The following is a 19789-nucleotide window of genomic DNA, read 5'->3' on the forward strand; positions in this document are numbered from 1 at the left end:
GGTCACCCCCAGGTCACCCGCCATAGACTCGACGACGTGCTCCATCACCCCCCTCTCGCCCGCTTCGGCACCCGGCTCGCCACCGGACTCCTCGACGTCACCAGCGACCCCGCGGCCCTCGACTCCACCGGCTTCTGGGCCGTCTGCGCCGACTTCGAGGGCCGGTTGACCTGCGCCCGGTTCGACGCCGTACGGGAGGCGCCGGTGCCCGCCCCGGTACCGGGCCGCTGGCGGGGGCCGGCCACCGGGGACTGGGCGTCGTCCCTCGACCACGCCGCGTACACGAGGGCCGTGCGGCGGATCCGTGCGCACATCGCGGCCGGCGAGGTCTACCAGGCCAACCTGTGCCGCGTGCTGTCCGCGCCGGTCGCCCCGGACGCCGACGTCGACGCCCTGACCGCGCTGCTGGCCCGCGGCAACCCGGCCCCGTATGCCGGAACGATTCGGCTGCCGGAGCACGGCGTGCAGATAGCCACCGCCTCGCCCGAGCTGTTCCTGCGCCGGACCGGACGGACCGTGGAGAGCGGGCCCATCAAGGGCACCGGCCGCACCGAGGCGGACCTGCTGGAGAAGGACCACGCCGAGAACGTGATGATCGTCGACCTGGTCCGCAACGACATCGGCCGGGTCTGCGCTCCGGGCACCGTGACCGTCCCCGACCTGTGCGTGGTGGAGAAGCATCCCGGGCTGGTCCATCTCGTCTCCACGGTCCGGGGCGAGCTGTCCCCGTCGGCCGGCTGGGCCGAACTGCTGGCCGCGGCCTTCCCGCCCGGATCCGTCACCGGCGCGCCGAAGTCGAGCGCCCTGCGGATCATCGAGGACCTCGAGACCGCGCCGCGCGGTCCGTACTGCGGCGGCATCGGCTGGGTCGACGCGGACCGGGGCGTCGGCGAGCTGGCCGTCGGCATCCGGACCTTCTGGATCGACCGGGACGCGGGCGAGCTGCGGTTCGGCACCGGGGCCGGGATCACCTGGGGGTCCGACCCCGAGGGCGAATGGCGGGAGACCGAGCTCAAGGCCGCCCGGCTGCTCGCGGTAGCGTCGGGTACGTACGACGTGAACGAAGGGGAGCCGCGGTGAAGATCTGGCTGGACGGCGGACTGCAGGACACGGAGGCCGCGCGCGTCTCCGTGTTCGACCACGGGCTGACCGTGGGGGACGGCATCTTCGAGACGGTGAAGGCGACCGAGGGGCGGCTCTTCGCGCTCACCCGGCACCTCGACCGGCTGACCCGCTCGGCCCGGGGCCTCGGCCTGCCCGACCCGGACCACGACGAGGTGCGCCGGGCGTGCGCCGCGGTGCTCGCGGCCAACCCGGTGCCGCTGGGCCGGCTGCGCATCACCTACACCGGCGGCCACGGCCCGCTCGGCTCCGACCGCGGTGACCGGGGCCCCACCCTCGTGGTCGCCCTGGGGGAGACCGCCCGCCGGCCCGACACCACCGCCGTCGTCACGGTCCCCTGGACGCGCAACGAGCGCGGCGCGCTCACCGGACTGAAGACCACCTCGTACGCCGAGAACGTGGTGGCCCTGGCCCGAGCCCACCGACACGGAGCGTCCGAGGCGCTGTTCGCCAACACCGTGGGACAGCTCTGCGAGGGCACCGGCTCCAACGTCTTCGTCGTCCTCGACGGTGAGATCCACACCCCGCCGGTCACCTCCGGCTGCCTGGCCGGCATCACCCGCGCGCTGACCGTCGAGTGGACCGACGCCAAGGAGAGCGACCTGCCCCTGGACGTCCTGGAGCGGGCCGACGAGGTCTTCCTCACCTCCACCCTGCGCGACGTCCAGGCCGTGCACCGGGTCGACGACCGCGAACTCCCGGGCGCCCCCGGCCCGGTGACCGCCAAGGCGATGCGGATCTTCGACGAGCGGTCCGGGCAGGACCTCGACCCGTAGGAGTCCGCCGTGAGGTCCGCGGGAGTCCGCCGTAAATGGGCTGACGAGCGCGTCCGCGGCGGGTAGAACACCTCTGATGACCACCACCCTGCGGCCGACCGAGCCGCTCCAGCGCGATGCCGACGGGGCTGCGTCCCGCCGCTACCAGGTGTGCGTGAACAGCCGTCCCGTCGGGGCGGTGCACCTCGGCACGAGCCCCGACCCCGGGGACCCGGTGGGCCGGATCCTGGACCTGCGCATCGAGGAACCGGACCGCCGACGGGGCCGGGGCACGGTCGCCGCGCTCGCCGCCGAGGAGGTGCTGCGCGGCTGGGGGTGCACGCGGATCGAGGTGTCGGTGCCGGCGGAGGCGGAGGTGGCGCTGAGGACGGCGACCGCCCTCGGGTACGTCCTGCGCAACCGCCACCTGCGGAAGCCGCTCGGTGACACCCCGCCCGAGCTGCCCGCGGGGAGCCGTGGGCGGCCGATGACCGCGGCGGAGTTCGGCCCCTGGCGGGAAGCGCACCAGGAGGACTACGCGCGAAGCTGGACCGAGCGCGGGATGCCCGAGGCGGCGGCCAGGGCCAAGGCCCTGCGGGACGCCGCCGCCGCACTGCCCGACGGCCCGGCAACGCCGGGGATGGAACTCGGCGTCCTGGAGCACGAGGGGACCGCGGTCGGCACGCTCTGGACGGGCGTCCGGGAGGGCGAGGCGTTCGTGTACAAGGTCGAGTCCGACCCGGCCCACCGGGGCAGGGGGCACGGCCGCACCCTGATGCTCCTCGCGGAGGCGCGGGCCATCGCGGCCGGCCGGCGGGCCATCCTGTTGAACGTCTTCGCGGGCAACACCCCCGCCGAGCGGCTCTACGAGTCACTCGGCTACCGGACGATCACCCGTCACCTGTACAAGAACCTGCTCTGATACCGGAACCCGCTCCGGTACGAGAGGCCGCCGAACCCGCTCCGGTACGAGTCCGCCGAACCGCGCCGATACGGGAGCCCCCTGGACCCGCTCCGATACGGGAGCCCGCTCCGGAGCCGTGCCGGCCCGGCGGCGCGTCCCGCCCGCGGGTCAGTCCCGGCCGGCCAACAACCGGTCGGCGATCTCCGACACCCGTTCGCGCAGGCCCTCCTGGCTCTTGCCGCCGTCGAGGCGTTCACCGCCGATGACGTAGGTCGGGGTGCCGGTCACGCCGATGGCCTGCCCCTCGGCCTGGTCGGCGTCGACGATGAGGATGTGCCGTCCGTCGACCAGCGCGGTGTCGAACTCCTCGGCGTCCAGGCCCAGTTCACGGGCCACCTCGACCAGGAACGGCTCGCCCCGGCGGTCCAGCTCCTCGACCCGGCCGAGCACCGCCTCGACGTACTCCCAGCCCCTGCCCTGCTCCGCGGCCTCCTCGGCGGCCTGCGCGGCGGCGAAGGCGTGCTTGTGCTTCTCCAGCGGGAAGTGCCGCAGCCGCAGCTCCAGCCGGTCGCCGTACCGGGCACGCAGGGCGCGGAGGTCGTCCAGGGCGGTGCGGCAGTCGGGACACTGGAGTTCGCACCAGACGTCGAGGACCGGGGCGTCGGCGTGCGCGGGGGAGTCGTTCATGGCGACCAGTCTTACAGGCCGGACTCCGTCGACCCAATCGTGACGGTGGGCGGCGGCCGGTGGCCGGGTGTGACCGCCGCTCGTACCTGGGGTGGAGACGACCCGGAGAGGACCCCGAGACGTCCCTGATTGTGGGGCGCGGGCATGGATCGCGGGGGCCGGGCGGTGCACGATGGAGAGGGCGCGACGCAGCGTGTGCCCGTCGCCCCGCCCGCCCGAGCCGCCAGGAGGACCGGATGATCGCCGAGACAGTCTGCTCCGCCGCGTCCGCGGCCGGCCTGGGCATCGCCGTGGTGACCGCCTACCGCAAGCGATTCCTGGCGGCGGCTCGTATCGCCGCCTACTCCCTCGTGCCGGTCGGCCTGGTCATGACGGGGGTGGTCGGCTGGCTCGCCGACACGGCGTTCAGCCCCACCGCCTGGGCGGGCTTCGGCGTGCTCGGCGCGGCCTGGGCCCTGTTCGCCGCCACGCGCGCCGTGGAGCGCCGGCGCGGCTCCACCCGTGCCGACCGCAGGGCGGCCGCCCGGGGTGAGCGGCGGGACGTTGTCGCCCCCACCGCCTCGGCTCCGTCGCTGGGTTCCGCCGCCCGCCCGGCGGCCGGGCGGCCGGCGCCCTCCCGCGGCACCGGCTCGGGTGAGGACTTCAGCGACATCGAGGCCATCCTCAAAAAGCACGGAATATGACCCGACGCCGATCCGATGCCGCCCGGGCAGCCGACTCGGCGACCGGCCGGGTGGTTCGGCGGGCGGATTGTCGGCGAATGTGTACGACTGTCGCATGAGGCATTGAAACGACACACTCTGTCTACCGTATGCATGGAAGCGTTCACCAGGCGGACGCAAGCGGACCGGACATCACGGAATTCAGCGAACTCCAGCCCATTCCGGGCGTGTTGATCGCGTAGAGGGTGTCCGCTGGGTCATCATCGCCGCGAGATGCTGGACACGAAACAGAGCGAGGCCGCGCCGCCCAAGGACGAGCCGCGCGGGTGCCTCTTCGCCCTTTCCCAGCCACCGCTGATGATCTTCCTTGCGGTGATCGGGTGTCTGATTCTCATGGCTGCGCTGCACGACCTGCTGTGGCTGTGAGCCGTACCCGCCCGTCCCGGCGCCACCCGCCGGGACAGGCGTCGGCATCGGTCCACCCCGCCGTCGGACCGCAAGGCCGCGCGGCGATCCCGCCCCTCCCGGCCTCCCCTCCGGCCTCGGCTCAGCTCGCCGACTCCTTGCGGCGTGCCCGGTAGGCGGCGACATGCAGGCGGTTCCCGCAGGTCCGGCTGTCGCAGTAGCGGCGCGAGCGGTTGCGGGAGAGGTCCACGAAGGCGCGCCGGCAGTCCGGGGCCTCGCAGCGCCGCAGCCGCTCCTGCTCCCCGGCGACGACGAAGAACGCGAGCGCCATCCCGCAGTCGGCGGCGAGGTGGTCGGCCACCGAGGCCCCTGGCGCGAAATAGTGCACGTGCCAGTCGTAGCCGTCGTGGTCCGTGAGCTGGGGCGTGGTGCCCGCGGCCGCGACCAGTTCGTTGATCATCCCGGCGGCGACCCGGGCGTCCTGGGCCGCGAAGATGCCCGCGAACCGTCCGCGGACCCTGCGCACCGCCGACAGGTCGAACTCCGAGAGCACCCCCACGTCGCTCATGTCGTGGTTTCGTACGAAATCCTTGAGGGCCGCGACATCGGGCAGGCCGTCCTGCGCCGTGTCGTCCTCCGGCGCGGTGTTCACCAGGTCCACCACGACGTCTAGGGAACACCGGGTGTCGTGGGTGATCAGCACGTTTCGCTCCCTGGCCTCTTGGTCGGGCGGGCGCCCGCCGATGGTGGCCGATCGTAGCGACATACGGCTCCACCGCACCGTGCTCTGCCCCACTCGTCGCTGCCCGTTAGAACGCGCGCCACCCGGCGGCGGTTCCCTCAGGGCACGCGGACACACCGGTGCCGCCCCGTGACCCAACACGGTGGCGGCGCCGGTGCTGCCGTATGCGGTTATCTAGGCCCGAGCCGTCTCCCCGAGTGGACGGCGCCGGGCGGCTTGGAGGGGCGTCGCCCTAGCTCTCCGCCAGAATGTGCGAGAGCTCCTGGTCGAGATCGAAGTGCCGGTGTTCCGTGCCGGGCGGCACGGCGGCGTCAGTGCGCTTCAGGAAGGACTCCAGAGCCCGCGCCGGGGCTTCGAGCAGGGCTTCGCCCTCCGGAGAGCTCAGGGCGATGCACACGACGCCCTGACCGTGGCTGCGGGACGGCCAGACGCGGACGTCGCCGGTGCCGGTGGGGCGATGCAGCCCCTCGGCGAGGAGGTCGCGGGCGAACACCCACTCGACGGTCTCCTCGGCTCCGGTGTGGAAGGTGGCGTGCACGGCGTAGGGGTCGGCCGTGTCGTACCGCAGGCCTGCGGGGACAGGCAGGGATGACTCGCTCGACACAACGAGGCGCAGGTGCAGCTCGCAGCTGACCGTGGTGTTCATAAGCGCCAGGGCCTTTCGCTCAGTGTGCGCTCGGGGATTCGCACGTCGGCGAAATCGACATGCCACCTACGGTGCCGTTGTAAACCCCTCTGAGTGTTTTGCGTGTGTTTACGTAACTCTTCCGGCCGAGAACATCGGCGCGATCTACGACCATTCCGGTGACCGGAATCGCTCGGGTAGGGTTTGGTCGTATGAATACGGGGAGTAACGAACCGGGCGAGGTCGCCATGGCCTCGGACGGGAGCGAGGTGGACGGGACGGAGCCGGACGGGGCGCGCGACGAGCGGGGACTGGGATCGCGGGCACCCGAATTCGTCAGGGCACGCAGGGTGCTGCACCTGAGCTGGCAGGTCGGGGTCTTCACGCTCGGTCTGGCGGTGGTGGTCGTGGGCGTGGTCCTGCTGCCGCTGCCGGGGCCGGGCTGGGTGATCATCTTCGGCGGCATGGCGATCTGGGCGACCGAGTTCGTCTGGGCCCAGCTGGTGCTCCGCTGGACGAAACGCAAGGTCACGGAGGCCGCCCAGAAGGCACTCGATCCCAAGGTGCGCCGTCGCAACATCGCGCTGACCGTCGTCGGCCTGGCGATCGTGGCCGGCCTGGCCGGGGTGTACTTGTCCAAGTTCGGCACGGTGATGCCCTGGAAGATCGAGGAGTGATCCGGCCCGCGGCGGCGACCCCCGGCGACTGGTCGGGAGCACCCCCTGACATGGGGTAATGTTCTTCCTGCGTCCGGGCGATTAGCTCAGTGGGAGAGCGCTTCGTTCACACCGAAGAGGTCACTGGTTCGAACCCAGTATCGCCCACCCGGAACCACGGCCCACCTGCGAGACAGCAGGTGGGCCGCGGTCGTTCCCGGGGGTTGCGGCGGGCGCGGCCGACGGGGTGCCTGGGGTGTCACCCGTACGGCGGCGGCAATCGTGTGGGATCACCGGGTTCCCGACACCGGCACTCCGTGCGCCGGTTCCGGATCGGAGGCGCGAGGTCGCCGGATGGTCGGAGGTCTCCGTCGCCGCCCTCGTAGGCGATCACTCGTCTGGAACGATTCATTCGGAGTGCCGAGTCGCTGGATCCCCGCGGCGGGGGCGGCCCCCGGGTGCCGGACGGTGACGATCCGTTACTCGTGGCGGGATGCGGAGAGACGTGCCGCGAAGATCGACGAGACCGTCGAAGCCTTCGGGAAGAAGTATCCAAGATCGAGGTCAAGACCGACTTCCAGACATATCAATCGTTCTGGGAGAAGTTCCGGACCCGGGCCGTCGACGGAAATCCCCGGGCTGATTTCCAAAAGGCCGTCACCTTTCTTCGGAAGTACGACAAGCGAGGAATTCCCCTCGACCGCAAGTCCCGGGTCGGGGCAGCCGATCTGAGCCCGGATCACCTCCGGGCGGGCACGGGCACGCGTACTCGGACGGGCCCGGTGGGCAGACTGCGCCCATGGAATGGACCCACTACCGCTTCCGCAGCCTGTGGCCGCTGCCCTTCGAAGGCGCGGCCGTCTACGAGGCCCTGGAACGGGTCGAGGAGTACCCGTGCTGGTGGCCGCAGGTGCGCAGGGTCAGCCGGCTCAGTGACACCACCGGCCTCCTCACCATCCGCTCGGTGCTGCCGTACGGCATCACGTTCACCGCGCGCGAGGTCCGGCGCGATCCGGCCGCCGGGGTGCTGGAGATCGCGATGAGCGGCGACATCGAGGGCTGGGCGCGCTGGACGGTCACCGCCGACGGCACCGGCACCCTGGCCCGCTACGACCAGGTCGTCGACGTCGACAAGCCCCTGCTGCGCCGACTGGCGGTCCCCGGACGGCCGTTCTTCCGCGCCAACCACCGGCTGATGATGTGGTCGGGACGGCGCGGACTGTGCAGGCACCTGCAAGCGGTTTGAACGAAACCCGCCGGTCCCTGTATCGTTCACTGCGTTCCCGGGCGATTAGCTCAGTGGGAGAGCGCTTCGTTCACACCGAAGAGGTCACTGGTTCGAACCCAGTATCGCCCACCACCGGGAAGGCCGGTCCGCCAGTGCGGACCGGCCTTTTGCGTGTGACCCGGCCGAACGGCGGACCTCCCGGCCCCGTGCCCCGGGCCGCCCCGGCCGGGGGCGTCTAGGCTGACGTCGCTGCGGAAGGGCGGTGCCATGGACGTGGATTCCCTGATCAGGGCCGCGATCGAAGAACACTGGCGGGCCTCGGAACGCGGTGACGTCGAAGCCGAGCACACCCTCTACGCGGCGGACGCGATCCTCGACTACCCGCAGTCCGGCGAGCGTTTCCGGGGGCGGGACACGATCGCGGCCCAGCGCGGCGGGCACCCCGCCGACCGGCACTTCACCGTCCAGCGGATCACCGGTCACGCGAACCTGTGGGTGAGCGAGTGCGTGATCACCTACGACGGCGTCCCGTCGTACTCGGTGAGCGTCATGGAGTTCGCCGACCGGCATGTGGTGCACGAGACCCAGTACTTCGCCGGCCCGTTCGCCACGCCGGCCTGGCGGGCCGCGCTCGCCGAGCCGATGCCGGGGCGGACCGTCACGGGCACCTGACCGCCGACGCCGGCGCTCCCGGCGCGTCCGCCGCACCCGACGGGACCGACGGCTCCGTGGTGTCCGTCGTGTTCGTCGTACGGAAGCGTGCCCGGTAGGTTCCCGGCGTGATGCCGAGGTTGCGGGTGAAGGCCCGGCGCAGCGACTCGGGCGAGCCGAAGCCGGTGCGCCGCGCCACCGTGGCCAGGGGGTCGTCGCCGCTCTCCAGCATGGCCTGGGCGGCTTCCATGCGGATCCGCTCGACGTAGCGGGCCGGGGTGGTGGCCGTCTCCTCGTGGAACAGGCGCGTCATGTGACGGGAACTCACACCCGCCCGGCGGGCCATGGCCGCCAGGGTGTGGTCGGCGGACGGGTCCTCGGCTACCGCGTCCAGGACCCGGCGCAGGGTCTCCTGCCGCGCGTGCGGAGTCCGGGAGCGGACGCTGAACTGCGACTGGCCGCCCGGCCGCTGCATGAACACCACCATGTCCTTGGCGACGGCGCGGGCGACGTCGGCGCCGAAGTGCTCCTCCACCAGGGCGAGCGACAGGTCGATGCCCGAGCTGACGCCCGCCGAGGTCATGATGTGGCCGTCGCGGACGAACAGGGCGTCGGGCGACACGGTCACCCGCGGGTAGCGCAGGGCGAGCTGGTCGGTGAAGCGCCAGTGCGTCGTCGCCGTGCGGCCGTCGAGCAGTCCGGCCGCGGCGAGCAGGAAGGCACCGGTGCAGATGGACGCGGTACGGCGGCTGTGCGCGTCGAGTGCCCGCACGGTGTCCAGCAGGGCGTCGTCCTTGACCAGGGTCGGCCACTCGGGGCCGCCGGGTACGACGAGCACGTCGCCGGGGTCCTGGGCCTGCGCCGCGGACAGGTCGACGTGCAGGCCGGTGCCGGACGCGGTGAGCACGTCGGCGCCGTCCGAGGACACCGTGCGCACGCGGTAGCGGCCGCCGAAGTCGTTGGCCGAGGAGAACACCTCGATCGGGCCGGTGACGTCGAGCAGGCGAACGCCGGGGAAGACCAGCACGGTCACCAGCAGCGGTTTCCTGCCTGACGGGCTGTCCTTCATCGTGTGCCTCCTGGCCGGACGAACTCGCTCCACATTAGGCCCACCGGGTCCGGCCTCCCAATTCACCCGGCCGGGCGGTGCCCCGATGTCCTGGAGTGAGGGCGTCGTGGCACGTGCTGCTCTGTGGCGGGATCCGGTCCGCCCCCTAGGTTCGGAGACGCCGACGGGCCGCCGGTCTCGGCCGCGCCCCGTGAGCTGCCGGGTGTCGGCCGGCGCCGGCCGGCCCGTTGCCGTTGCCGGCCCCGGACGGTGACGCATCCGACACGAGAAGAGAAGGCGCTCCACGCCGTGCCACCCCACTCCAGTACCAGCCAAGCAATCCCGTCCGAGGACAGCCCGGTTCCGGGCGATTCGGAACGTAGCCGGGGCCGGCCCGGCGGAGCGCACCGCTGGGGGCGAGCGCGGCTCGCGCCCAGCTGGTTCGCGGCCGTCATGGGTACCGGGATCGTCGCGTCGGCGGCGGCCACCCTGCCGCGGAGCCTTCCCGGTCTCGACGTGGCCGCCACGGTGGTCTGGGCGGGGGCCGCGCTGCTGCTGACCGTGCTGGGCCTCCGATATCTCGGGCAGAGGATGCTGCGCGCGCACGCCGGTGATCCGGTGCTTGCCCAGTTCTTCGGAGCGCCGCCGATGGCACTGCTGACCGTCGGGTCCGGAACGCTGCTGCTCGGCCGGCGGCTGATCGGGGAGCGGGCGGCGGTGGACGTGGACTGGGTGCTGTGGTCGGCCGGCACGGTGCTCGGTCTCGTCACCGCGTGTGCGGTGCCGTACCTGATGGTCACCCGTCACCGTTTCACCGCGGACGCGGCGTTCGGCGGCTGGCTGCTGCCGGTGGTGCCGCCGATGGTGTCCGCCGCGACGGGCGCCCTGCTGGTCCCGAGGGCGGCGCCCGGACAGCCCCGGCTCGCCCTGCTGCTGGGCTGCTACGCGATGCTCGGGCTCGGCCTGGTGGCGGTGCTGCTGGTGCTGGCCATGGTGTACAGCCGGCTGGTGCACCACGAAGCGCCCAGCGGCGTGACCGTGCCCACGGTCTGGATCGGGGTGGGGGCCCTGGACCAGGCGGTGACCGCGCTGGGTGCGCTGGCCACGGCGGCGCCGAGCGCGCTGCCCGCCCCGTACGCGCGGGGCAGCGCCGTCGCCGCCCTGCTGGGCGGGATCGGGATATGGGGTTTCGCCACCCTGTGGCTGGTGCTCGCCACCGCGCTGACCGTGCGGGAGGTGAGGCGGGGGCTGCCCTTCGCACCCACCTGGTGGTCCTTCATCTTCCCGCTCGGTGCCTGCGTGACCGGCACCAGCGCGTTGGCCGTCCGCACCGGGTCAGAGCTGTTCGTGTGGACCGCCGTCGCCCTGTACGTGGTGCTCGTCGCCGCGTGGGCGGTGGTCACCTGGCACTCCCTGCGGCACGCCGTCCGCCGGTCACCTCGCCCCCGCGCCCGGCCGCGAGGCGCGGGACCGGAGCAGACGTGCGGCCATGGCGAAGAACACGAGGGCCCAGAACACCGCGGCGACCCAGACCTCCCAGCGGCCGGCGACGGCCATCCAGGAGGTTCCGGTCACGCGTCCCAGTTCGTGCGTGGTGACCGCGTACATGCCGACCGGGAAGACGAGGTTCCACCAGCCGAGGTCGTAGCGCAGCGGCACGCCGCGCAGGGCGTGCCGCCACACCCCCAGAGCCAGCAGGAACGGCACCAGCCAGCTGGCGAACGACCACAGGATCACGCACGCCCCGAGGACGACCGGACGCGTCGGTGACAGGGTCCCCGGCGGGAGCGAGACCAGCCGCACCCCGGCGAGCACGGCGATCGCCGCCGCACCCATGCAGATCCAGACCGACGTCATGAGGGCCTGTGCCCGCACCGGCCGGACCAGCATCCGGGCCAGCACGATGCCGGCGGTCAGCAGGTACTGCACCAGCCCGACGCCCCAGCACACCAACGCCACCACCGGCAGCACCGGCCCCGGCGCCGCCGGGGCCAGTGCGGCGGCCGCCACCGCCACGGACTCCGAGGCCACCGCCCACAGGAACCAGGTGCCGTTCGCCTGGTCGAGCACCGGGCCCCGTCGCGTGGTCGTGATGAGCGTGAGCGGAATGCCGTAGTCCAGCACCAGCCAGGCGAGTGCGCCGAACGCCAGGAACGCGCCGGCCACCGCGGTGTGGCCGCCCGGGACGAGGCGTGCGGCCAGCACGTTGGAGGAGATGGCCAGCGTGAGGAAGGCGAAGGCGCGAGGTCCGAGGAGATCCGCGACCAGCCGTTCCCGGCGGCGCACCAGCCGCCAGGCGTAGGCGGGCACCAGAACCGCGAAGCCGGCCAGGGCCACCCAGAGCAGCACGGCAGACAAGGTCCCGGCGCCGACGGCGTACAGGCAGGTGGAGACGATTCCGGTGCCCATGACGAAGGCGAGCGCCCCGGCATTGACGTCCGTCACGTGGGGAGGGGGCGGGGGAGCGCCGTGGTCGGTGAGCCACTCGGCGAGGACCGCGGCATGGCCGCGGTCCGTGTCCCGGGCCGCGGTGAGCAGCGTGAGGCTTCGGCGCTCGGCCAGATCCTGGAGCCGGGCGAGTTCGCGGCGGTGCTCCGGATCGCCCAGTTCGACCAGGTAGCGGCGACGGAACTCGCCGAACCGGTGCGGGTGGTCGCCGTACCAGCGCTGCAGGCCGGTGGAGGGCGCGACCTCCCGCAGCCAGGCGTCGAGCGGTGCGTCGCGCCGGTGGACGCCCTGCGGCCAGGTGCGGTCGACCAGCACCCGTTCGGTACTCCCGCCGTCCTCGGAAGGCGGCGGTTGTCCGTGGATCCCGCGACAGATGATCTGCTTGGCCATGGCATACGCTCCGGCAGCTCTTGCGGCAAGTGCATATTAGTGGAATGTGCGCTCCATGACCTTTCGGGCGATGAGATGGCGAATGTCCGAGTGGAGTCGGTGTCCTGATCCGAGGGCTTCGTGTCCGCTCCGCCCGCGATCGGCCGGGTGCGGTCCCTGGTTGTGATGGTCCGGCCGCGTCCGCGGCCGCGGGGCCCCACTCCTGGAGCGACATGAACGACACCGACCCCTCGGACGGCATCCGACGGCGGCCTTCCCCGATCCTGCCCGCCCTGGGGCACCTGCACGGCGAACTGCGGGCCGTGCACGGGCTGTCGCTCCACGGCTACCTGGTGCTCGGTGCCGTCGCCGAGGCCGGGGACGGGCCCGTCCCGGTGGCCCGGCTGACCGCGTTCCTCCAGGAGTCGGGCACCCGGATGACCTACGTCCTCAAGGACCTCCAGGCGGCCGGACTCGTCGACCGCCGTCGACGTGCCGGGGACCGCAGGACGGTCGAGGTCACGCTGACCGACGCGGGACGCGCCAGGTACACGGATGCCGAGAGGACCGCGCGGGCGCTGCTGGGCAGGCACCTGGAGCTGTGACCGGAAGGGCGAGCCGGTGAACCTCTCCGGTCGCAGCGCCGGTTCCCGGGACCTGGTGCGCCCGGCCACGGTGCGGACATGCCGCTGGTGAGCGCCCGGGGTACGGTCAAAGACGCACATGCCGGTGCCCCGGGACGCCATCGGGAGGGCCCATGGCTCAGGAAGCGAACATCGCCGCGCAGACCGCCTTCGGCGAGGCCGTCGTCTCCGGCGACCTCGACGCCCTCGACCGGATCGTCGCCGCCGACTCGGTCGACCACGATCCCGCCCCGGGACAGGGGCCGGGACCCGACGGCTACAAGGGCATGTTCGGCGAACTGCGGGAGGCCTTCCCCGACCTGAACGTCCAGGTGGAGCATCTGATGGCCACCGACGACGAGTTGGCCTTCGCCTATGTCATCTCCGGCACGCACCTGGGACCGCTCATGGGGCATCCGGCGACCGGCCGGAAGGTGAGTTACCGGGGCATGCAGATCAGCCGCTTCGACGGTGACGGCAAGCTCGTCGAACGCTGGGGCAGCAGTGACCAGCTCGGCATGCTGCAACAGCTCGGCCTCGCGCCGGTGTGAGGCGTGCGTGACGCCGTGAAGCGGAACCCCCGGTGAGGTCCTGAGGCGGGGCCGTGCAGGGAACCCCGCGGTGAGGTCCTGAGGTGACGCCGTGATGGGCGGGGCGCCGGGTCGCCGGCGCCCCGCCGCTCACGCCGCCGTCGGCAGGTCCGGCCGTAGCGGCCAGTACGTGTTCACCGTCTCCGGTGTGCCACTGCGCGCGAACCAGGCCTGAAGCCCGCGCGCCTGCGCCGCGTGCCACGTCGTCTGCAGGGTGTGCAGCTCGGCGGGGCTCAGGCGCTCCAGCCGGGCCGCGAACCGGCGGCCCAGCGCCCGTACCAGTTCCAGCGAGGCCAGCGCGTCGGCGGCCGCGTCGTGCGCGCCCTCCAGGGTGACCTCGTAGTGCGCGCAGAGGTCGGTCAGGGTGCGGCGGCCCTTGCGGTAGCGGTCCAGATGCTTGTCCAGGACCCGCGGGTCGAGGACGAGCAGGGGGCTCGCCTCGAACCAGCGGTCCAGCGCGGACGCCCGGTGCCGTCGCAACTCGCGGTCCAGGAGCGTCAGATCGAACGGCGCGTTCATCACCACCAGCGGGCGGTGCATCGCCGCGTGCTCGGCCAGATGCTCGGCTATCTCGTACATCACCGGCGCCGGCCAACGGCCGTTGCGCTGCAGGTGTTCGTCCGTCAACCCGTGCACCGCCGTCGCCGCTTCCGGCACCGGCATGCCCGGGTTGACCAGCCAGCGGGTCACCCGGGGCCGGGTGCCCGGGGCGTCCTGGACGACGACCGCGGCGGACACGATGCGGTCGGTCTCCACGTCCACGCCCGTGGTCTCCGTGTCGAAGGCCGCCAAGGGCCCCTCGTACCAGCACGTCATGCCAATACAACTCCTCGTTCACCCACGGCAGCTGACGTTCCGTCTTCTGCCCGTTTGGTGATACCCGGGCCGTTTGCGGCGTACGCCGGAAGGACACAACAGGAGTGCGGGTCTTTGCAGTTCAGCGGCCCGCCACGGGGAAACTCTTTGGCTGGGAAGGCATTTGGTCATGGCGATAGCGCAGCCCGAGCGGGGCGGGCTGCTGCCCGAACGCACGGGCCCCCATCGCGGCACACTCGCCACCACCGCCTGCATGGAGACACTGCAGGTGGGATATCTGCACGCCGTCGCCGCGGCGGCCGGCTGCTCGCTCTCGCAGCCGTTCCCGGACAACGGCATCGACTGGCACGTCAGTCACGGCTCGCCCGGTCACACCGTCGACGACGAGGTGACGATCAAGGTGCAGCTCAAGTGCACGTACCAGATCGCACCCAACCCGCCGGGACGTTTCTTCTCCTTCACGCTGGACAACGACCACCTGCGCAAGCTCGCCCGCACGCCGGTGTCGGTGCACAAGATCCTCGTGGTGATGCTGGTTCCGCGCTCCCAGGACGACTGGCTGCGCGCCAGCCACGACCGGCTCGACCTGCGCCACTGCTGCTACTGGGTCAACCTGGCAGGGCATCCGATCACCGGCCGGACCCGGACCACCGTGCGGGTCCCGACCTCGCGCATCTTCGACGACCGGGCGCTCTGCGAGATCATGACGCGGGTCGGGACGGGAGGACGACCATGAGGCACCGTCCGTACGAGGAGCAGCTGCGGGAAGTCCGGCCGCACCCGGTGGACCCGCACTGGAACCACCCTCCCGAGCCCACCGACGTCGACCCCGCGGTGCTCGGCGCGCTGCTGCGCCGGCACGGCTGGCAGCGGCGCGGCGGCGCCCCCGGCCGGTACGGCCGCTGGACCCCACCGGGGCCGGGCAACACCGGCACCAGCCTGCTCGTGCCCGAGAGCCGCGCCTTCCCGGACAGTGACGACCTGCTCGGGGAGGCGCTCACGGCTCTCGTGCGCAGTGGCACGCCCGCCGCGCGCGAGGTACTGGTCGGCCTCGCGGTGCCCAGCGACGAGATCCGCTGGTGGCGGGATGTGCCGAGCGGGCCCGCGGACGCCGCGCCCTGGACGGTCGAGGAGCAGCTGCGCGGCGCGGCCCGCCAGACCCTGCTGGCCGGCGCGCTCGCCACGCACGCGCGTGCCGGTTACTACGGCGCCCGGCACAAGCGAGCCGCCGCCGCCCTGCTGGAGTCCGTCCTCGTCGGCTCGGCGGACGGCGGCCGGGGCCTGACCGCCTTCGTGCCCGTGGCCACCGGGCGGCCGCTGGCCGTACGCCTTCACCAGGCCCTGTACGCCGCCCGCGAGGCCATCGACTACCAGCGGGCCACCGGTGGCATGGACGCCTTCGACGCGGCCGTCGAGGCGGGCGTCAGCCGGGAGCTCACCGACGCCCTGGCCATGCTGGTGCGCGGCACCGAGGGCGCCCGGATATCCGTCGAGTGGGCGCCTGGCGCCGGTGTCCCCGACGACTGCGCCTCGACCGCCGAGCCCGTCGAGTTCTCGCCCGGCGACCTGCCCGTGCTGCGCGAGGCGGGCGCCCGCTTCCTGCGCGACGAACCCTCCGTGCCCGTCCGGATCACCGGCACCGTGGTCCGGATGCGCCGCACGGAGCCGCGCGGCGAGGGCGCGGTACGGCTGCGGGTCATCGCCGGTGCCGAGGTGCCCTACGTCCGGGTCACCCTCGACGAGGAGGACTACCGGACCGCCGGGCAGGCGCATCTGGTCGGGCTGCCGGTACGGGTGCGCGGCCGGCTGGAGAGCCGCGGCGGGTTCCGGCGGCTGTCCGGCGCCTCCGGGGTCGTACCGGTGCAGGTGGACGAGGCCGAGCGGGACCGGCTGCTGAAGTCGATCCAGGAGACCGCCAAGGAGCTGGCCTTCTTCGAGGAGGCGTGCAGCGGGGACGACTGCGACTGACCGGGGACGCCGGGTAACCGTTTAGCGGTCGGCGGTGCCGGGTCGGTACGATCCGGTATGGCGCGCGCTCCTCGTACGGCGCCCGCATTCGTCTTCAGTCAGGAGAGACCGGTGTCAGACGTCCGTGTGATCATCCAACGCGATTCCGAGCGGGACGAGCGCGTGGTGGCGACGGGCACCACGGCCGCCGAGCTCTTCGCCGGCGAGCGCTCGATCGTCGCCGCGCGCGTGGACGGAGAGCTCAGGGACCTCGCGTACGAGCTGAAGGACGGCGAGACCGTCGAGGGCGTCGAGATCTCCTCCGAGGACGGCCTGAACATCCTGCGCCACTCCACCGCGCACGTCATGGCCCAGGCCGTGCAGGAGCTGTTCCCCGAGGCCAAGCTCGGCATCGGGCCGCCCGTCAAGGACGGCTTCTACTACGACTTCGACGTCGAGAAGCCCTTCCACCCCGATGACCTCAAGGCCATCGAGAAGAAGATGCAGGAGATCCAGAAGCGCGGCCAGAAGTTCTCCCGCCGCGTGGTGACCGACGAGGCCGCCCGCGAGGAACTGGCCGACGAGCCGTACAAGCTGGAGCTGATCGGCCTCAAGGGCTCGGCCTCCGGTGACGACGGCGCGGACGTCGAGGTCGGCGCCGGCGAGCTGACGATCTACGACAACCTGGACGCCAAGACCGGCGAGTTGTGCTGGAAGGACCTCTGCCGCGGTCCCCACCTGCCCTCCACCCGTCTGATCCCGGCGTTCAAGCTGATGCGCAACGCGGCCGCCTACTGGCGCGGCAGCGAGAAGAACCCGATGCTCCAGCGCATCTACGGCACCGCCTGGCCGTCCAAGGACGAGCTGAAGGAGCACCTCGACTTCCTCGCCGAGGCCGAGAAGCGCGACCACCGCAAGCTGGGCAACGAGCTGGACCTGTTCTCCATCCCGGAGCAGATCGGCTCCGGCCTCGCCGTCTTCCACCCCAAGGGCGGCGTGATCCGCCGGGTGATGGAGGACTACTCGCGCCGCCGGCACGAGGAGGAGGGCTACGAGTTCGTCTACACCCCGCACGCCACCAAGGGGAAGCTCTTCGAGACCTCCGGGCACCTGGACTGGTACGCCGACGGCATGTACCCGCCCATGCAGCTCGACGAGGGCGTGGACTACTACCTCAAGCCCATGAACTGCCCGATGCACAACCTGATCTTCGACGCGCGCGGCCGCTCCTACCGTGAACTGCCGCTGCGCCTCTTCGAGTTCGGGACCGTGTACCGCTACGAGAAGTCCGGTGTCGTGCACGGCCTGACCCGGGCCCGCGGCTTCACCCAGGACGACGCGCACATCTACTGCACCAAGGAGCAGATGGCGGAGGAGCTCGACAAGACGCTCACCTTCGTCCTGAACCTGCTGCGCGACTACGGCCTCACCGACTTCTACCTGGAGCTGTCCACCAAGGACCCGGAGAAGTTCGTCGGCTCCGACGAGGTCTGGGAGGAGGCGACCGAGACGCTCCGCTCGGTCGCCGAGAAGCAGGGCCTCCCGCTCGTCCCCGACCCGGGCGGCGCCGCCTTCTACGGCCCGAAGATCTCCGTGCAGACCAAGGACGCCATCGGCCGCACCTGGCAGATGTCGACCGTGCAGCTCGACTTCAACCTGCCCGAGCGGTTCGACCTCGAGTACACCGCCGCCGACGGCACCAAGCAGCGCCCGGTGATGATCCACCGCGCCCTGTTCGGCTCCATCGAGCGGTTCTTCGCGGTACTCCTGGAGCACTACGCGGGTGCCTTCCCGGCGTGGCTGGCGCCGGTCCAGGCGGTCGGCATCCCGATCGGCGACGGACACGTCGAGTACCTGCAGAAGTTCGCGGCCGAGGCCAGGAAGAAGGGCCTGCGGGTCGAGGTGGACGCCTCCTCGGACCGCATGCAGAAGAAGATCCGCAACGCCCAGAAGCAGAAGGTGCCCTTCATGGTCATCGCGGGCGACGAGGACATGACGGCCGGCTCGGTCTCCTTCCGGTACCGCGACGGCTCGCAGGAGAACGGCATCCCCTTCGAGGAGGCCATCGCCAAGATCGCCCAGGTGGTCGAGGAGCGGACCCAGGTCTGATCCCGCCCGCCGTCCCGGAGGCCCCCGGAGATCACTTCTCCGGGGGCCTCCGTACCGTCGCGCCCGGCAGCGCGTCCTCCTCGCCCTCCACCGCGAACCGCTGCAGCAGCATCGAGGAGAACGAACCGGTGACCGCGCCGAGCAGGGCGATGCCACAGGCCATCAGCCCCACCGCGATGGTCCGGCCGAGTGTGGTCACCGGGGTCACGTCGCCGTAGCCGACGGTGGACAGCGTCGAGCACGTCCACCACACGGAGTCGCCGAACGTGTGGATGGTGGCGTTCGGGGCACCCCGCTCGACCTGGTAGACGGCGAGCGCCCCGGCGAAGCCGAGCAGGGTGATCGACAGGCTCGCGTAGGCCATCACCCGGGCCTGCAGCGCGAGCCGGGTGCGTCCGTGCCTGCGCTGGATTGCCTCGTAGGTGCGCACGATCTGCACCGGCCGCAGCAGGGGCAGCAGCAGGACGACGGTGTCCAGCCACTGCCGGCGGACGAAGTGCGGGCCCGTGCCGCTGAGCCGCCAGCGCACCCCGTAGTCGACCGCGAACAGCGCCCAGGCCGCGTAGGTCAGCGACAGGAACACGATGTGCACGGACCGGGGCAGGCCCGGCGCCAGCACGTGCACCGCGTACGCGCCCAGGAAGACCAGGGACGCGATGCCGAGCGGGAGGTCCGTCCCCCGCTGCCAGCGGTCCAGGCGGCTGTCGTCGTCCATCCGCACAGCTTCGCCGCCCAGGGGTTTCCGCTGGCCCCGGCGACACGCCGCGAACGGGCGAAGCCATATGCTGCCTAGCATGACGAGTGAGCCGGAACAGCAGATCGGAGTGGGGACGCAGGACGCGTTCCAGCGCCTGTGGACGCCCCACCGGATGGCCTACATCCAGGGCGAGAACAAGCCGACCGGTCCGGGGGCCGAGGACGGCTGTCCCTTCTGCTCGATCCCGGCCAAGTCCGACGAGGACGGGCTGATCGTACGGCGCGGTGAGCACGTCTACGCGGTGCTCAACCTGTACCCGTACAACGGCGGCCACCTGATGACGGTCCCGTACCGCCACGTCGCCGACTACACGGACCTGACCGGTCCGGAGACGGTCGAGCTGGCCGAGCTGACCAAGCAGGCGATGACGGCACTGCGCGCGGCGTCCGGCGCGCACGGCTTCAACATCGGCATGAACCAGGGCGCGGTGGCCGGCGCGGGCATCGCGGCCCACCTCCACCAGCACATCGTGCCCCGGTGGGGCGGCGACACGAACTTCATGCCGGTGGTGGGCCACACCCGGGTGCTGCCCCAACTGCTGGCCGACACCCGCAAGATGCTGGCCGAGGCCTGGCCGACGGCGGCGTGATCAGCCCGTCGGGTCTGTGAGGACGAGCCGTGTGATCAGCCCGTCGGGCATGTGAG

21 protein-coding genes, 2 tRNA genes and 1 pseudogene are annotated in these 19789 nt (G+C 71.9%); 17 read left to right on the forward strand and 7 right to left on the reverse strand.

Translation table 11 applies throughout. From position 1 onward, the window contains the following. The first annotated feature begins 36 nt into the window (after positions 1–36). The 3 genes from ACFY3I_RS21695 to ACFY3I_RS21705 all read left to right on the forward strand — a co-directional run bounded on the left by ACFY3I_RS21695 (position 37) and on the right by ACFY3I_RS21705 (position 2799). On the forward strand, positions 37–1080 hold the full coding sequence (locus tag ACFY3I_RS21695) for a chorismate-binding protein (RefSeq protein WP_390862020.1): 1044 nt from the start codon (positions 37–39) through the stop codon (positions 1078–1080). Then, complete coding sequence (locus ACFY3I_RS21700; RefSeq protein WP_365293319.1) at positions 1077–1898, forward strand: aminodeoxychorismate lyase; 822 nt, start codon at positions 1077–1079, stop codon at positions 1896–1898. Before ACFY3I_RS21695 ends, ACFY3I_RS21700 begins: the two co-directional genes overlap by 4 nt. Positions 1899–1974: 76 nt before the next feature. After that, positions 1975–2799, forward strand: a complete 825-nt coding sequence (locus ACFY3I_RS21705) for a GNAT family N-acetyltransferase (RefSeq protein WP_390862021.1) — start codon at positions 1975–1977, stop codon at positions 2797–2799. A gap of 150 nt (positions 2800–2949) precedes the next feature. On the opposite strand, the gene ACFY3I_RS21710 is transcribed toward ACFY3I_RS21705, so the two are convergent. Next, complete coding sequence (locus ACFY3I_RS21710) at positions 2950–3468, reverse strand: DsbA family protein (RefSeq protein WP_390862022.1); 519 nt, start codon at positions 3466–3468, stop codon at positions 2950–2952. 236 nt (positions 3469–3704) lie between these two features. Between ACFY3I_RS21710 and ACFY3I_RS21715 the strand changes: the two genes are divergently transcribed. Both ACFY3I_RS21715 and ACFY3I_RS21720 read left to right on the forward strand, forming a co-directional pair. Beyond that, positions 3705–4151, forward strand: coding sequence for a hypothetical protein (locus ACFY3I_RS21715; protein ID WP_390862023.1), 447 nt, complete (start codon positions 3705–3707; stop codon positions 4149–4151). Between the two features lie 252 nt (positions 4152–4403). Continuing rightward, on the forward strand, positions 4404–4556 hold the full coding sequence (locus ACFY3I_RS21720) for a hypothetical protein (protein ID WP_365293315.1): 153 nt from the start codon (positions 4404–4406) through the stop codon (positions 4554–4556). Positions 4557–4677: 121 nt separating this feature from the next. Here ACFY3I_RS21720 and ACFY3I_RS21725 read toward each other — a convergent pair whose 3' ends face one another. Beyond that, positions 4678–5238 carry a CGNR zinc finger domain-containing protein gene (locus ACFY3I_RS21725; protein ID WP_390862024.1) on the reverse strand — a complete coding sequence of 187 codons (561 nt, stop codon included), beginning with the start codon at positions 5236–5238 and terminating at the stop codon, positions 4678–4680. A gap of 271 nt (positions 5239–5509) precedes the next feature. Further along, positions 5510–5923, reverse strand: coding sequence for an SsgA family sporulation/cell division regulator (locus ACFY3I_RS21730; protein ID WP_004002642.1), 414 nt, complete (start codon positions 5921–5923; stop codon positions 5510–5512). Positions 5924–6114: 191 nt separating this feature from the next. Here ACFY3I_RS21730 and ACFY3I_RS21735 point away from each other — a divergent pair, with 191 nt between their 5' ends. The 5 genes from ACFY3I_RS21735 (at position 6115) to ACFY3I_RS21755 (ending at position 8458) form a co-directional block, all read left to right on the forward strand. Then, entirely contained in the window at positions 6115–6579 is a 465-nt protein-coding gene (locus ACFY3I_RS21735) for a TIGR02611 family protein (RefSeq protein ID WP_390862025.1), read from the forward strand. Between the two features lie 75 nt (positions 6580–6654). Further along, positions 6655–6726: transfer RNA gene (locus ACFY3I_RS21740), tRNA-Val, on the forward strand. A gap of 631 nt (positions 6727–7357) precedes the next feature. Continuing rightward, positions 7358–7804, forward strand: coding sequence for an SRPBCC family protein (locus tag ACFY3I_RS21745; RefSeq protein WP_365293309.1), 447 nt, complete (start codon positions 7358–7360; stop codon positions 7802–7804). Between the two features lie 39 nt (positions 7805–7843). Further along, a tRNA-Val gene (locus ACFY3I_RS21750) sits at positions 7844–7918 on the forward strand. Positions 7919–8053: 135 nt separating this feature from the next. Then, positions 8054–8458, forward strand: coding sequence for a nuclear transport factor 2 family protein (locus tag ACFY3I_RS21755; protein WP_390862026.1), 405 nt, complete (start codon positions 8054–8056; stop codon positions 8456–8458). On the opposite strand, the gene ACFY3I_RS21760 is transcribed toward ACFY3I_RS21755, so the two are convergent. Continuing rightward, positions 8445–9506: a GlxA family transcriptional regulator gene (locus ACFY3I_RS21760; RefSeq protein ID WP_390862027.1), complete on the reverse strand. Its 1062-nt coding sequence runs from the start codon at positions 9504–9506 to the stop codon at positions 8445–8447. The genes ACFY3I_RS21755 and ACFY3I_RS21760 overlap by 14 nt on opposite strands. A gap of 432 nt (positions 9507–9938) precedes the next feature. Here ACFY3I_RS21760 and ACFY3I_RS21765 point away from each other — a divergent pair. Then, positions 9939–10835: pseudogene (locus tag ACFY3I_RS21765) on the forward strand (C4-dicarboxylate ABC transporter); the annotation flags it as partial. An 84-nt stretch (positions 10836–10919) separates the two neighbouring features. On the opposite strand, the gene ACFY3I_RS21770 reads toward ACFY3I_RS21765, so the two are convergent. Beyond that, a complete protein-coding gene (locus tag ACFY3I_RS21770; protein ID WP_390862028.1) occupies positions 10920–12323 on the reverse strand; it encodes a DUF488 family protein in 1404 nt (467 codons plus the stop codon). 212 nt (positions 12324–12535) lie between these two features. Between ACFY3I_RS21770 and ACFY3I_RS21775 the strand changes: the two genes are divergently transcribed. After that, the gene (locus ACFY3I_RS21775; RefSeq protein ID WP_390862029.1) at positions 12536–12907 is read left to right on the forward strand and encodes a MarR family transcriptional regulator; all 372 of its coding nucleotides are present in this window, start codon (positions 12536–12538) and stop codon (positions 12905–12907) included. Between the two features lie 152 nt (positions 12908–13059). Then, complete coding sequence (locus ACFY3I_RS21780) at positions 13060–13476, forward strand: ester cyclase (RefSeq protein WP_390862030.1); 417 nt, start codon at positions 13060–13062, stop codon at positions 13474–13476. Positions 13477–13605: 129 nt separating this feature from the next. Here the strand turns inward: ACFY3I_RS21780 and ACFY3I_RS21785 are convergent, their stop codons facing one another. Next, positions 13606–14331 carry a 3'-5' exonuclease gene (locus tag ACFY3I_RS21785; RefSeq protein WP_365293296.1) on the reverse strand — a complete coding sequence of 242 codons (726 nt, stop codon included), beginning with the start codon at positions 14329–14331 and terminating at the stop codon, positions 13606–13608. A 169-nt stretch (positions 14332–14500) separates the two neighbouring features. On the opposite strand from ACFY3I_RS21785, the gene ACFY3I_RS21790 reads away from it, so the two are divergent. The 3 genes from ACFY3I_RS21790 (at position 14501) to thrS (ending at position 18387) form a co-directional block, all read left to right on the forward strand. After that, entirely contained in the window at positions 14501–15067 is a 567-nt protein-coding gene (locus ACFY3I_RS21790; RefSeq protein WP_365293295.1) for a DUF4365 domain-containing protein, read from the forward strand. Next, positions 15064–16299 carry a hypothetical protein gene (locus ACFY3I_RS21795; RefSeq protein WP_390862031.1) on the forward strand — a complete coding sequence of 412 codons (1236 nt, stop codon included), beginning with the start codon at positions 15064–15066 and terminating at the stop codon, positions 16297–16299. The genes ACFY3I_RS21790 and ACFY3I_RS21795 overlap by 4 nt, the downstream gene beginning before the upstream one ends. A 111-nt stretch (positions 16300–16410) precedes the next feature. Next, on the forward strand, positions 16411–18387 hold the full coding sequence (gene thrS, locus ACFY3I_RS21800; protein WP_390862032.1) for a threonine--tRNA ligase: 1977 nt from the start codon (positions 16411–16413) through the stop codon (positions 18385–18387). Positions 18388–18418: 31 nt separating this feature from the next. Here the strand turns inward: thrS and ACFY3I_RS21805 are convergent, their stop codons facing one another. Further along, positions 18419–19102 carry an ion channel gene (locus ACFY3I_RS21805; protein ID WP_365293290.1) on the reverse strand — a complete coding sequence of 228 codons (684 nt, stop codon included), beginning with the start codon at positions 19100–19102 and terminating at the stop codon, positions 18419–18421. Positions 19103–19169: 67 nt separating this feature from the next. Here ACFY3I_RS21805 and ACFY3I_RS21810 point away from each other — a divergent pair, with 67 nt between their 5' ends. Next, positions 19170–19733: an HIT family protein gene (locus tag ACFY3I_RS21810; protein ID WP_390862033.1), complete on the forward strand. Its 564-nt coding sequence runs from the start codon at positions 19170–19172 to the stop codon at positions 19731–19733. Positions 19734–19789: the final 56 nt, after the last annotated feature.

The organism is Streptomyces sp. NPDC001068 (genome assembly GCF_042897315.1).
GTDB lineage: Bacteria > Actinomycetota > Actinomycetes > Streptomycetales > Streptomycetaceae > Streptomyces.

Excerpts from the sequence above, each read along its gene's own strand:
- ACFY3I_RS21705 (WP_390862021.1), top strand. The coding sequence starts at position 1,975 with ATGACCACCACCCTGCGGCCGACCGAGCCGCTCCAGCGCGATGCCGAC.
- ACFY3I_RS21710 (WP_390862022.1), bottom strand. The coding sequence starts at position 3,468 with ATGAACGACTCCCCCGCGCACGCCGACGCCCCGGTCCTCGACGTCTGG.
- ACFY3I_RS21715 (WP_390862023.1), top strand. The coding sequence starts at position 3,705 with ATGATCGCCGAGACAGTCTGCTCCGCCGCGTCCGCGGCCGGCCTGGGC.
- ACFY3I_RS21720 (WP_365293315.1), top strand. The coding sequence starts at position 4,404 with ATGCTGGACACGAAACAGAGCGAGGCCGCGCCGCCCAAGGACGAGCCG.
- ACFY3I_RS21730 (WP_004002642.1), bottom strand. The coding sequence starts at position 5,923 with ATGAACACCACGGTCAGCTGCGAGCTGCACCTGCGCCTCGTTGTGTCG.
- ACFY3I_RS21735 (WP_390862025.1), top strand. The coding sequence starts at position 6,115 with ATGAATACGGGGAGTAACGAACCGGGCGAGGTCGCCATGGCCTCGGAC.
- ACFY3I_RS21745 (WP_365293309.1), top strand. The coding sequence starts at position 7,358 with ATGGAATGGACCCACTACCGCTTCCGCAGCCTGTGGCCGCTGCCCTTC.
- ACFY3I_RS21755 (WP_390862026.1), top strand. The coding sequence starts at position 8,054 with ATGGACGTGGATTCCCTGATCAGGGCCGCGATCGAAGAACACTGGCGG.
- ACFY3I_RS21760 (WP_390862027.1), bottom strand. The coding sequence starts at position 9,506 with ATGAAGGACAGCCCGTCAGGCAGGAAACCGCTGCTGGTGACCGTGCTG.
- ACFY3I_RS21770 (WP_390862028.1), bottom strand. The coding sequence starts at position 12,323 with ATGGCCAAGCAGATCATCTGTCGCGGGATCCACGGACAACCGCCGCCT.
- ACFY3I_RS21775 (WP_390862029.1), top strand. The coding sequence starts at position 12,536 with ATGAACGACACCGACCCCTCGGACGGCATCCGACGGCGGCCTTCCCCG.
- ACFY3I_RS21780 (WP_390862030.1), top strand. The coding sequence starts at position 13,060 with ATGGCTCAGGAAGCGAACATCGCCGCGCAGACCGCCTTCGGCGAGGCC.
- ACFY3I_RS21785 (WP_365293296.1), bottom strand. The coding sequence starts at position 14,331 with ATGACGTGCTGGTACGAGGGGCCCTTGGCGGCCTTCGACACGGAGACC.
- ACFY3I_RS21790 (WP_365293295.1), top strand. The coding sequence starts at position 14,501 with ATGGCGATAGCGCAGCCCGAGCGGGGCGGGCTGCTGCCCGAACGCACG.
- ACFY3I_RS21795 (WP_390862031.1), top strand. The coding sequence starts at position 15,064 with ATGAGGCACCGTCCGTACGAGGAGCAGCTGCGGGAAGTCCGGCCGCAC.
- ACFY3I_RS21805 (WP_365293290.1), bottom strand. The coding sequence starts at position 19,102 with ATGGACGACGACAGCCGCCTGGACCGCTGGCAGCGGGGGACGGACCTC.
- ACFY3I_RS21810 (WP_390862033.1), top strand. The coding sequence starts at position 19,170 with ATGCTGCCTAGCATGACGAGTGAGCCGGAACAGCAGATCGGAGTGGGG.